This window comes from Sphingobacterium sp. IITKGP-BTPF85 (assembly GCF_001006065.1).
GTDB classification, from domain to species: Bacteria; Bacteroidota; Bacteroidia; order Sphingobacteriales; family Sphingobacteriaceae; genus Sphingobacterium; species Sphingobacterium anhuiense.
Map to the genome: position 1 here is coordinate 1 of NZ_ASZT02000157.1, position 11,814 is coordinate 11,814.

Consider the following 11,814-nt stretch of genomic DNA (forward strand, 5'->3'; position numbering starts at 1 on the left):
TTCATCAAGGAAAACCTCGAAGAGAATCTTGAGTGCCAATAAAATCAAATCCTTAACGAAAAAAAGTAATTGCCTGTCACGGCATGAGTGACAAATCGTTCACTAGTTATTTGGTTAATCTATCACTACCTTACTCACCAACTTTAATAAACACCTCCCCGCTAACCATCAATTCCACCAGCAATGCATACAATTTCTTATACGCCATCACCGACTGTAGCAAACGATACTCTCCTTTTTCAAACACATAACCCGTTCCCACGAGCAGGCAACCAGCCGTTTCTTTGTGCGTATTTCCGATGTGGATGTAGACATATTTAAACCCAGGAATATCCTTGATTTCGATCATTCCTTTATGGAGTTTAGGAAAACGCTCATAATAGTTACCGTTCATACCGCCATCACAGTTGAAACCAAGCTTATATCTTCCTGCAGGAATGCTCGTATTTCCTGGTATCTTTTTCTCCCGAGGGATGTCTTCTAGACCATAGCAGATAAACTGATTATTCAGGTAGATTTCAGACAGGGTACTGTTCTTCCCATGCTTTTTACGCAATACTTTTACTACAGATTTCATCACCATGAGCCTATTTAAGTAACCCCAGATACTGACTGTCACTGCAGTTACGTTTATTCCTGTCGTACACAACTAAATAAAGGTGAACTGGCATGTGCATCATCCCGTCAGGCAACTGTAGATCCATTTGGCCAGCGCTGCGCCACACCTGTCCCTCGTTGACCGCTGCAAGTTCCTGCTCTACCGCATAAGCACAAAGCAATACCCGGTCATCTGCAGCAATATTCCTATTTCCTGAACTGACAGTCGAATCCCAATTCATACGGATAGTGTTCGACGACCGGTCAACCTGTACATCTGTTAAAACACCCTTAGTGCCCACACTTAGTTTAGCTTTGGCCGGATTCACCGTGATATCAGGGTACGTTCCCTCCATTGCACTATGCAAGGTAAACGACATGGCTCTACCTATAGCAGTACCTTTGTTTTTGCTGCGGTTGAACCCCAGCTGGATAACTGCGTTGACAGGATTTAAAAATTGACGGGCCTTTTGAAATTTTAAGCGTACCGTCTGACTACCATTTTCACTTTGATTTTTTTCATCTTACATCGATTAAGTAGCCGGCATTTTACACCGGCTACAGGTTAAACCATTACGTTAAATCAAGTTCACCAAGATAATTCGTTCTACTTATGCGTTTTCCTTTTCTATCGGCAAAGAACATCCAGGCATGTGCCTTTTCACTCATGAAATGTTCAGGATATTCGATATCCACTGCCCCACTTCCTCTAGTCGGTGGAACAGGAGCCGTTAAGAACTCATCGATAGCAGGTACATACAACAAAATATGTACGGCATCATCTAACTCGCCTTTCTGTATTTCAATAGCCTCGGGCGACCAGGTAACCGAGAGGATACCGATCGAAGCGCTGGCTCCGATGGTACCACCAGGTTGCAGATTACCCTTTGAAATCAAGATCTTACTATAGTCAAGCGTAAAATTGGGATATGTACCCACCACCGCGGTCTTGATATTGGTCTGCAGTGCCACATTGGTAGGTGTCATGGTATCGGCATTGATCTGACCGAAGCCCAGCTCGACAAAAGGTGCTATCGGCATGATGAATTTGGCAATCGTATAAAAACGCGCCTGCTGTATAAGCTGCTCCTCCGATGCAGGTTTTGTCCGCTTCTTAGACAATCCCTTAATATAATTAATACTTTTCCAGCTAGAACCTATAATAGCTCCCGCTTTACCGCTAAATCCTCCTAGCGCTCCGTGCAAAATTGTTCCCATTGTTTTTATTTTTAAAAATTAAACCATCATAAAGCATTGATGCATACCGGTATAGCTCACTTTACAAAAGCAAACATACGACATGAAACAGCTCAAAATCAAGAGGTAAAACACCTTTGTCCACTTGCTGACCAGTCCAAATTGGGGATAAGAACCATAAGAAAAGTAAATTGTCCAGTTGCTGTCCTATGCGTTTTCTTAATGAGTTCGATGGTTAAATAATTATAAGGTTAGAACGTTAGAATGAACGTCTATTTTCACTCTGCCACTGATCACTTTGTTACTCCGTCACTGGCCAATTTTAAAGCTCATTTGTTCGAGAGCTGTTCGGGACTTGCTCGGGACTTGTTCGCCCTTTATTCGGTAAAAGTATACCGATCTTATACCATTCCTATACCTCGCCTATACCGAAACAGTAGACAAACGGTAGACAAAAAGTAGACAAAAAGAAGGAAAACGGTAGAGGATTGCCGAAGCCTTCCCGAACAGTGTGCGAATACAATGGCTAGTAAACCCTAGCAAAAGTTAAAAAAAATTGAAGTAGAAACGGAAATACGAAAGAAGAAATAAGGTCGCTATTCCGGGCGGAATATAGATCTATCAATGGTATGCTCAATCAGGTAGATTGTGGTATATTTTTTTCAGTTTGACCATATCCTCATAGCGATACAGTTTGCCTTTACTGGTCCTGCTATGGTAGCTGATCATGTTTTTTTTCTCGCAGCGGTAGAGTGTTTTAGGAGTGATGACTGCGTATTGGCATACCTCTCTACTACTTACCAATACCACGGGCTGATCGGGAATTTTACGGCAGATCAGATCTTTGATTTCCGTTTTGCAATCCAGGATCTCTTTTCTCAAGGACTCTAAAAAAACAAGCCAGCAATTATGCTGGCAGCCCTTTGGTTCCGATGGTTGTCCGAGACAACGACACGATTGGTTTTCCTCCATATGATTCATGTTAGCGTCAATTCCCTTCTAAACTGCTGTATAGTCAGCAACTGACAGGTTTAAAGAAAAAGCGCTATTTGTGATGGAAAATACATTTCTTGTACAGCTTGAAAAGCTGCTGAAAATGTGTACCAAAAGAACATTGATTTCGCACCGAAGTTTTGATCAGAAAATTAGAACGGCCTATCAATGCAGCAAATGAATCATTAAAATCTGCCATCAGTATCGGGTCACTGGTTACAAAACTCTGCAGCATAAATTCATTCTTGCTCAATTTAAACGGACGCTCTCCATTTCCAAAAACCACAAAACCATCCCTCAGAATGGATTCATACTCGTAAAACTTCACTTCCGCCCGATCACTTTTTTGGGCAGACTTTACACACGTATTCAGGTACCTGGCCAGTAAATTCGTTTCTTTCATTAATATGCGCAGTGAATCATTTTCTTCAAATTTGCCGTAATCGTTGCATTCTTTAAGCAGCAACAGCAATTCTTCAAAAGTTTTACGATCCCAAATTTCAAAACTTTTAATGGAAGCATAAGCTTGTGCTATAGTTTCAAAAGATACATCCAGGCAGAGCAATTTTAACTGTTCTTTAAATTTTTCATAAGTGATGCTTTTATCAAACTTATGATGATAATACATATAGAGCTTAAAATAGGTCAAATGCTCAAATCTCATGATATGAAACATCGGTACATCCGAGCAGCTGATCTTAATCCAGGGATTCTCCATCTGTAACATCTCTTCCAGAAGGTCTCGGTAAATACGCACATATTTGGAGATTTCACGAAAAAAATTTTCCTTTGTAAGCCTGACATAATCATATAATGAACTGTCAAAATAAGCTTCACCATTTAGCTTTGCTATATCTATCCAGCTGAAACTAAAAACTGCCATCAATTTCTGTATTTCATCCACCCGGAGCACCGTATATCCTTTCGCCCTGTTGATAATAGACCTTTTTCCAACGCCAAATACCGCTATCAATTTCTCGGCACGGATGACTGGATCCGGCTCAATTCTAACGATCAGTCAAATAGGTTATCATGGAATTCTTTCATAAAACTACTTTATATATAGCAATATATTTAACACTATAAATAACAGAAACTTTAAATGTATTAAAATATCGTTTTAAACAAAAATTTATTTTACCAAATTTTATATAAAATACAGCAAATGGTATAAAATATACTCAAAAATTTCATTTAGAAACATTTTATAAACCAAAACAATACAAGTGCATAATAAATACCTCCAAAGAGCAAGCTGTGGAATAAAAGATACCTTCCAGACTATCATATTAGGCCTTAATTTTATGATAGATCAATTTATATGTTATTTGACGCGACCTATTATAAAAAAATATAACACCAACATGCTATATAGGTTGATCTCTAAATCTTAATAGATATGAAAAATGATGTTGAAATTAAAGCGCGGTTACTCCCCTATTTCTTTCTCCGGTTAAAAGAATTGGGTATCCAATGCTGTTCGCATGAACAGGAATTAATAGCAAGTATTCAGGTTCACTATTTGAAACCTGGTCAAAGATTAGAACACCCCCAAGCCAGCCTTTTCTTTTTGGTTCACGGACTGATAAAAGAATACCATCGTACCAAACGGAGTATTGAGCCCTCATCATTGATCCAACTCTTGACTCCCGACACCTGCTGGATCTATGATCAGATCTATTTTCGGTTTTATACAAAAGCGCTGGCACCTACCTGGTTGCTCGAAATACCGCTAGACAAACTGCATATGATCAGCACAGATGTCGCAGAATTCAATCAGTGGCGAGCAAATATTGATCTTCTATATGGTTCCAAACACTTTTTATCAGAATTTTTGAGACAGCTTTCCGATCGTCATGAAAGGTTACATTACTTCTTGGAAGAGTACGCACCCTATATCGACTATTTGAGTGACAATGAAATTGCTGTATTTACGAATCTTAGCGACGCACAGTTGCGACGTCTACGCAATACCGCTGTGCTTTATAAAACTTTAGACTAAACTATGGGAATCTATTACACAGAAAAAGAAGCATTGCAAGACTTTTATGTCTATTGGAGAAAGATATATCCACCTTTTGAAGATTTCCATAGAAACTGGTTGGAGAAAAATGCACAGATCCTACATGTTAAAAAAGGGCAAGTATTATATGAATCGGACGGTCAACAAGAAAATCTGTATATCGTACTACGTGGTTTTTGGTTAAAGAACGGTACATCTCATGTAACGACAATAAACAGATCTTGACAGTTGCCCTGCCCAATATGGGCTTTTTCACGACCATGCATTATTACAGCCAAAGCCCGGCACTGGGAGATATTGTTGCTATCAAGCCAGGAATCGTACTGCAGATCCCCTACAAAAAAATAAAATCCTACCGCAACAATGATAAAGGTATCGATACCTTATTGCAGCTTTTAATACATAAAAAGAAATACCAACTGGATCACTTTAGGGTTATGGATGCAATCTCCCTGGCCACAGATCGCTTATTCTATCTTGCCGATCAGTTACCCGAGCTATACCGCAATCTAACCTATAACGAACTTGCAAGATTGCTTCATGTATCTGAAAGCTCCATATACCGTGCTAAGAAAAAACTGGTTACAAGAAGAGATAGCGGATAGTCGTAAAAAAATGTCAAATCATCAAAATTACAACATTTTTCAGTCACCATATGACCGGTTTTAGCCAATATCGATATTATATCTTTGAAATATACGAAAGAAGAAAAAAGGAATATTAACAGAATCATCATGCAACAAAAGAAGACAAGTAAAGGACAATCTGGAAGGCAGCCAAAAAACGGACGCTACGCTAGCTCCATGATGAGCTACGAGTCTACAGCTATGAGCTGCAGAACTGCTGGACAGATTATGGTAAACCGCAGGTCTTTATTCGGAAACTGCTGTTGCGCAGGTCCGGTGCGCGATGCACATGGACGTAGATTTACGACATTCCCCAGAAAATGGTACATGGAAAAGTTTTTGGTCAAATAAGGAGTCCTAAAGCCAAAAAAAGCATCTTCCTTTCGGAATTTGCAGGGGGCCGAAGCGTATAAAAATGTCTTCGAGATCAATTAACTAAATTATGATAGTATCTAAAGAAATAAGTAATTATGAATTGGTTCACATTAGACCCAAGTGGTAATCCAACAGATTCTCAAGACTATACATTCCAAAGCACAACGCCTTCTTGTGCTGGAGCAAATCAGATCTGCGCAGTGCAAGCAAACCCGGACTCAAATAACAAACCGGAGCTTACAGAAGCATTGAAAGATCAAATGATTTTGGCCCTACACAGTAGGACTCCTTCTGCGAATGTTAAGTTGAAAAGTTAATCGGATTAACCGCAAAACATAACTTTATTATAAAGGGGTTAGCAAAAACTAACCCCTTATGCATTATCGGACTTCCTCAATTACGAGAACATCCACTTCTCTATTCTCCTTTCGTAATAGTAAGCCGTAATTTAATAGTTCCTTATTCATACTTTCAATACTCGAATAATTTTTCAAATGGATTTTTTCCGATGTATGTGCTTCATCAATCACAGGAGGATAATTTCCACGGTAATCAATCATAAATGTAACCACACTGGATCCGTCCATCCCACCTTCTTTTTTATCTAAGTTTGCCTCTGAAATTTCAAAATTAGTTTTCTGTAAAACCAAGCAAGGCATTTCTCTTTTAGACCAATAAACATGCAATCCTAAAAAACCATTTAAATCATTTAAAATGATCTGAGCTTGTACCGAATCAGGTTTTACAACATGATCATAACGTTCATAACAAATTCCATTTCGCAACAGCCACTCATTAAAAGCAATTTCTCCATTTGGATACTTATACAATGATGAATCTCTTACCTTCCAAACTATACGCTCATCTTTTAATAAAAACTCAGGTTTTTTGATTTTACTCAAAGCTCCAGTATAAGCACCTAAAATATCAATATTGTAAAAAGAACTTTTTTGCATACCTGATATAGAATCGTATTTGATTATAATTCCATTTGGATCTACAGCATCTTTATATGCTGAAATAGAAACAGATCCCAATTGTTTGCCCCTCTCATTTATGGTATCATTTTTAAAACCATCATTAAAATCAGACTTAACAGGCAACTGAATATAACCATTTGCATATAGATGCTCAATATTTTCAGCTTTCACAAAATCCGAAAAAGTAATTGCCTGAACTTTATTTTTATAAATCCATGCGGTATGCGGTACTCCTTTGTGAGGAAAATATTTCCGTAATAAGGTATCTGCATATACAGTAATGAGTTTCACCTTATTTTCTTTCAGAAATACATTTGTCTTAAAGAATTTTTCAATAGTGGCCTTATCCTGCCAAGTGACCAAAATGACCTGCATTTTATCTGCATATTCATTTTGTAGTTTTTGCAACTTAGGCATTGCTGCGATACAGTTTGTACAAAACGTATCGAAAAATCAAGGATGATGATCTTACTAAATAATTGATCCAGTGAAATTTGATTTTTAGCGCTATTTAATACGGATAATTTTTGGGTATCAGGAATTGGCTGTCCAACTCGCAATTCTAGACTTCGATCTAATATTTCCGTATTTTGAGCCCACATAGATGAGCTCAAAAATAGAAATATTAATAGTGTAATATATTTTTTCAACATGATTTTAGCGTTTATTTTGTATTATTCCTGATTCTGATATGACGAGATCAGGTATTAAATGTGCATATTTCAAACTATTTGGTTCAAGTATATAGTTTTGTCCATCTATACTACGTTTTAAAGTTTTTTTAAAACGGTCATCCAGATTTAATCTTCTCAGATCAGACCAGCGTCTACCTCTAAAAACCAATTCCTTTCTCCGTTCCTGTAAGACAATTCTTAAAAGCTCATTTGGATCAGTTTCTGCGATTTCCGTAAAAAAGTAGGATTAATCCGATTTTTCAGAAGGATATTAAGATCACCTAATGCTTGGCCAATTTTATTTGTTCGTACAGCAGCTTCGGCCCGAATCAGATAAACTTCACTAGTTGTTAACCCAATAAAAGGAGTTGTTGTAGAATTATCGTAAGAACCTTTATATGCGTACGTCCCCGCCTCAGATGTATTAGGTTTAAAGTACACCCCTTTACGATAGTCATGTTCACCGTAAGATTTAAAAAGATCGGGATCAATACGGGCGAATGACTGCCCCAGGGGACTACTAAAAATACTTGTTGCAGGAAAGATAACTTCTACATTAAACTTAGTAATGGGTAAAGAAGCAGAAGCTTTTAAGTCTTTATAGTTGAGCAGTTCAGGCCTCAATCTCAAACACGAATCTGCATTAGCATAAGCTTTATCATAAGCCTGCATATCCAGGTACACCCTTGCTAAGCCAGCATATGCCGCGGCTTTACCCGGTCTTCCCTTTAAAGTCTCGACCTCAGGTAAATAGCGAATCGCCTGTTTATAGTCCGATACAATTTGTGTGTAGGTTTCTGCTAAACTGCTCCGGGTTGATTTATAATCAAGTTCTGGTTTCAGACGCAATGGAATTCCCATTTCAGTTTCCGCAGTTTCTGCTTGATAGGGCATTGTAAAAACAGAAGCTGCTTGATGGAAAGCAAAAGCTCTAAAAAAATGTGCTGCTCCGAGTATTTTACCATATTTTACTTTATCATAATTTTGATCCAGTTGCGCTAATATGGACAGAATCTGATTACTCAGATATACTGTTTTATATGGATTTTGCCAATGGGTATTTAGCGTCATAAATTCCAGTGACCAGTTGTAGGTTTGCTGTTCATCAAAATTAGAAAGTGATTTCCAATCAGAAGTATTCAAGTAGTAATCATCTGCAGCGATTTCTCCCAGGGTAGGGTATCCCGTATTCATTGCACTGTAATCATTGAGCAATAATTCACAATGTTCAAGTGTTTTCGGAACAGCCATTTTTTGTTCCGGTTTTAAATCCAAAACCCGGAACAGGATGTTCCCAAGAACAGGACAAGTAATATATATAAAACTGTAAATTTCATGATCTTTGATTTAAAGGTTAAAGTTAAGGCCAAGAGAAATGGATAATCCATCAGGTATAGCGTTGCCAGACTCAGGGTCAAGTCCCAATTTGTTTGCCCGCCATATTGTGCCCAGATTTTGCGCATACCCATATACGCGCATATTCTTCAATCCTATTTTATGTAACGCTCCCAATGAATAACTCAATTGTAAATCGCGCAATTTAATCTGACTAGCAGATTCTACTAATGGTGATGAAATCCGATAAAAATCACTCGCATATAAATTGTTAGGATAAGTGAAAACGGGCACATTGGTCCTAACTTCATCTCCTGCTTGCTGCCAGCGCAGTGCATAATCTGAATGCCCTACCCCGTTATCGATAAATAATTTGTTATTAAAAGATGTCCTTAAAAATTTATGTCCCAACTGATATGAAATGTTAAAGGATATCTCCAACTTATGATAAGTAAAACTATTGCGAAAAGAACCAAAATAAGGAGGTTTCAATGTACCATGATTTTCCAGATCCTGAACCGTACTTCTGTTAACAATACCCGCATAATCTTCTGACACCTGTCCGTCTACATAACCTTGCGGCATCCCTGTTTCAGGATTCAGTCCTGCCCATTTATAGGTTAATAAACTATATAGATCCATTCCTTCTATCGGTGTCAAGAGCATACCGTAAGCACCGGTTATATAATCTTTACCCCTATTGCTTGTTAAATATGACTTAGATACTTGAGTTCGGTTATAAGCAAAGACCAAATTTGTAACCCATTGAAAAGCAGGAGTTTTCACATTCACACTATTTAAAGAAATATCAATTCCTCGGCCGTGTAGATCAGCGCTGTTAATGTTTAAAGAACTGTATCCGGTAGTTGGATCAATCTTAGTTGCAGCGATGAGATCTTTTGGCTTTTTGATATAATATTCTACAGATCCTGATATCCTGTCTTTAAAAGCAAAATCAAAACCTAAATTCAGCATTCCAACACGCTCCCATCGTAAACTGGGGTTAGGTGGTGACTGCATATTCGCATAAGGCTGACCAGTTATATAATTGGGAGATGTCTGAATATTAATAATGGGATATGCGGAGGTACTATTGTTCACATTACCATTAAATCCGTAGGTAGCGCGAAACTTGAGCATTGGGAATAGCCTATTATCGATAAAAGGCTCGTTGGATAATAACCATGCACCACCAACAGACCAGAACGGCTGACCACGGTCATTGGTTTTTACACCAAAGAGATTCGATGCATCTTTTCTAGCACTCCCGCTTAAGATATACCGTTTTTTAAAAGTATAAGAGGCGTTAGAAAAATAAGAAGTGTACCGATTGGTATAAGCTTCCATCTGCGAAATATCTTCAAGATACATCCCTCCTGCTATACCATTTAAAGCAGGAACCAGCTTTCCATATTGAACTGGCTGATGGGTCAGTACCTCCTTATCATATCCCCAAAATACAGATGAAGTCATATCGCTTTTTATCTGCCGAATCTCCGCCCCTGCGATCATGTTAAAATCATGTATCTCATTCCAATTTTTCTGAAAATCGATCTGATAACGCATCTGATGCGTACTGTTATTACGGTTCAGAATATTTAATTGATCACCAACCGGGAGATTCCAGATAACCTCATCTTCAGTCCATGATGCATGATAATTGATAAACTCACGTTGCGAGGCGGAACCTATTCCTTTCCAGTTTTCCGAAGGCTGCGATGCTCTCTGATACGCATAAAGGATGGAAGTTGATAAGGATGGTAAGATTTGATAAGTCCCCTTTAGATTCAAAAACGTTTCCCTAATATTCGTTAATAGGTGCGATTCATCCAGTTCTTCCAAAGGTCGATACTTCCAGTCCAACAATCGTCCGCCAGCCACAGTATCACGAAATATGGGATTAAATCCAATAGCATCTACGGCTAAAGGAATACCGTTAGCGTCTGCCATTTGCATATAAGGAAAGTTTCCGACTCCTCTGCCCATAGCATTATATCCGGCCATATTGGACTGCGCTTCTTTTCGCTTAGATTCTGTATAAGTGACCCCTAAATCTAAAGTCAAATTTTTAATCGGACGCAACTGTGTATTATTCTTTGCTGTGAACCGCTTGTAAGAAGAAGTAACCAGATTATCCAAATTCTTATCATAACCTATGGAAAAAGAGGTATTCATCTTTTCAGATCCACCCCTTAATTGTACATTATATTGTTGGTTCACTGATCTTCTATAGATATACTTATTGAAATCATCGCGCATATCAATTCCTCTTAAGACATCCAATTGTCTGTTCAAATCAGCCTCATTCAAATCACCTTCTTTATGCCTTTTCAACAATTGAATTACTGGTGTTAAATTTTGAGAATAATCATACATACGGCTATCCCAGTAGCCTTTGTCGAAAAGTTCCTTTTCCAGATTTATATAATCTGACGTATTCATCTGAGGATAGTAATAAAGATCAGGTTTGTTTCCAATAGTCACGTTGCTATTCACTGATAACTGAAAAGGCTGATTATATTTTCCACGTTTTGTTGTTATCACAATAACACCATTACCAGATTGAGCTCCCCATATAGATGATGCAGCCGCATCTTTTAATACAGTAACATTTTCTATGTCATTGGGATTGATATTCATAAAATAACCGTTCAGCATATCAAAATTATTTGCATAAGGCACTCCATCAATGACAACTAGAGGCCAGACATTTGATCGCATTGTACTTACGCCCCGAATGTTTATCCCTAAAAGTTTACCTTTATTTTCAGGAAACACTTTTAGAGAAGATATCCCCGGCACCACATCTTCCAGCCTGCTTACAAAATCTGTCGACACCTTTCTGTTGAAAAGCTTATTATCGACAAACTCGAAACTGCCGGTAGCTCGTTCTTTCGGTATCTTCTGGTATCCAGTCGACACAACTTCTACTTCGTCAAGTTTATTATCCTCAGGTATCAATTTTACAACAATTGATACTCCTAAGGTATAATTGATTTCTTGGCTTTTGTAGC

General features: G+C 38.1%; 13 protein-coding genes and 1 pseudogene. 5 read left to right on the plus strand and 9 right to left on the minus strand.

Annotated features, from left to right (window positions below):
* Window positions 1-130: 130 nt before the first annotated feature.
* From L950_RS21445 to L950_RS21470, 5 genes and pseudogenes are all read right to left on the minus strand, one after another.
* Window positions 131-577 (minus strand): DUF5675 family protein, encoded by a 447-nt coding sequence (locus L950_RS21445; protein ID WP_031289156.1) that lies wholly within the window; start codon window positions 575-577, stop codon window positions 131-133.
* 10 nt (window positions 578-587) lie between these two features.
* Window positions 588-1,100: pseudogene (locus L950_RS21450) on the minus strand (DUF6266 family protein); the annotation flags it as partial.
* A gap of 70 nt (window positions 1,101-1,170) precedes the next feature.
* Window positions 1,171-1,815 (minus strand): DUF6266 family protein, encoded by a 645-nt coding sequence (locus L950_RS27200; protein WP_021191356.1) that lies wholly within the window; start codon window positions 1,813-1,815, stop codon window positions 1,171-1,173.
* 612 nt (window positions 1,816-2,427) lie between these two features.
* The gene (locus tag L950_RS21465) at window positions 2,428-2,676 is read right to left on the minus strand and encodes a hypothetical protein (protein WP_156169801.1); all 249 of its coding nucleotides are present in this window, start codon (window positions 2,674-2,676) and stop codon (window positions 2,428-2,430) included.
* A gap of 163 nt (window positions 2,677-2,839) precedes the next feature.
* Entirely contained in the window at window positions 2,840-3,760 is a 921-nt protein-coding gene (locus tag L950_RS21470; protein WP_021191359.1) for a hypothetical protein, read from the minus strand.
* A gap of 426 nt (window positions 3,761-4,186) precedes the next feature.
* Here L950_RS21470 and L950_RS21475 point away from each other — a divergent pair, with 426 nt between their 5' ends.
* The 5 genes from L950_RS21475 (at window position 4,187) to L950_RS21495 (ending at window position 6,128) form a co-directional block, all read left to right on the plus strand.
* Window positions 4,187-4,789, plus strand: coding sequence for a hypothetical protein (locus tag L950_RS21475; RefSeq protein WP_021191360.1), 603 nt, complete (start codon window positions 4,187-4,189; stop codon window positions 4,787-4,789).
* A gap of 3 nt (window positions 4,790-4,792) precedes the next feature.
* Entirely contained in the window at window positions 4,793-5,035 is a 243-nt protein-coding gene (locus L950_RS21480; protein WP_021191361.1) for a hypothetical protein, read from the plus strand.
* On the plus strand, window positions 5,032-5,415 hold the full coding sequence (locus tag L950_RS21485) for a hypothetical protein (RefSeq protein ID WP_156169802.1): 384 nt from the start codon (window positions 5,032-5,034) through the stop codon (window positions 5,413-5,415). Before L950_RS21480 ends, L950_RS21485 begins: the two co-directional genes overlap by 4 nt.
* A gap of 84 nt (window positions 5,416-5,499) precedes the next feature.
* Entirely contained in the window at window positions 5,500-5,787 is a 288-nt protein-coding gene (locus L950_RS21490; RefSeq protein ID WP_021191363.1) for a hypothetical protein, read from the plus strand.
* Window positions 5,788-5,906: 119 nt separating this feature from the next.
* Window positions 5,907-6,128 (plus strand): hypothetical protein, encoded by a 222-nt coding sequence (locus tag L950_RS21495; RefSeq protein WP_021191364.1) that lies wholly within the window; start codon window positions 5,907-5,909, stop codon window positions 6,126-6,128.
* Window positions 6,129-6,191: 63 nt separating this feature from the next.
* On the opposite strand, the gene L950_RS21500 is transcribed toward L950_RS21495, so the two are convergent.
* The 4 genes from L950_RS21500 to L950_RS21510 form a co-directional block, all read right to left on the minus strand.
* Complete coding sequence (locus L950_RS21500) at window positions 6,192-7,208, minus strand: hypothetical protein (RefSeq protein WP_021191365.1); 1,017 nt, start codon at window positions 7,206-7,208, stop codon at window positions 6,192-6,194.
* A gap of 240 nt (window positions 7,209-7,448) precedes the next feature.
* Window positions 7,449-7,634 carry a hypothetical protein gene (locus tag L950_RS37540; RefSeq protein ID WP_410528150.1) on the minus strand — a complete coding sequence of 62 codons (186 nt, stop codon included), beginning with the start codon at window positions 7,632-7,634 and terminating at the stop codon, window positions 7,449-7,451.
* Window positions 7,635-7,663: 29 nt separating this feature from the next.
* Window positions 7,664-8,740, minus strand: a complete 1,077-nt coding sequence (locus L950_RS21505) for a RagB/SusD family nutrient uptake outer membrane protein (protein WP_021191366.1) — start codon at window positions 8,738-8,740, stop codon at window positions 7,664-7,666.
* Window positions 8,741-8,812: 72 nt separating this feature from the next.
* The coding region (locus L950_RS21510; protein ID WP_021191367.1) for a SusC/RagA family TonB-linked outer membrane protein at window positions 8,813-11,814 on the minus strand (3,002 nt) is incomplete at its 5' end.

Bases quoted from the DNA above. Each gene is read 5' to 3' on its own strand.
- L950_RS21445 (WP_031289156.1), bottom strand. From the start codon at position 577: ATGAAATCTGTAGTAAAAGTATTGCGTAAAAAGCATGGGAAGAACAGT.
- L950_RS27200 (WP_021191356.1), bottom strand. From the start codon at position 1,815: ATGGGAACAATTTTGCACGGAGCGCTAGGAGGATTTAGCGGTAAAGCG.
- L950_RS21475 (WP_021191360.1), top strand. From the start codon at position 4,187: ATGAAAAATGATGTTGAAATTAAAGCGCGGTTACTCCCCTATTTCTTT.
- L950_RS21480 (WP_021191361.1), top strand. From the start codon at position 4,793: ATGGGAATCTATTACACAGAAAAAGAAGCATTGCAAGACTTTTATGTC.
- L950_RS21495 (WP_021191364.1), top strand. From the start codon at position 5,907: ATGAATTGGTTCACATTAGACCCAAGTGGTAATCCAACAGATTCTCAA.
- L950_RS21500 (WP_021191365.1), bottom strand. From the start codon at position 7,208: ATGCCTAAGTTGCAAAAACTACAAAATGAATATGCAGATAAAATGCAG.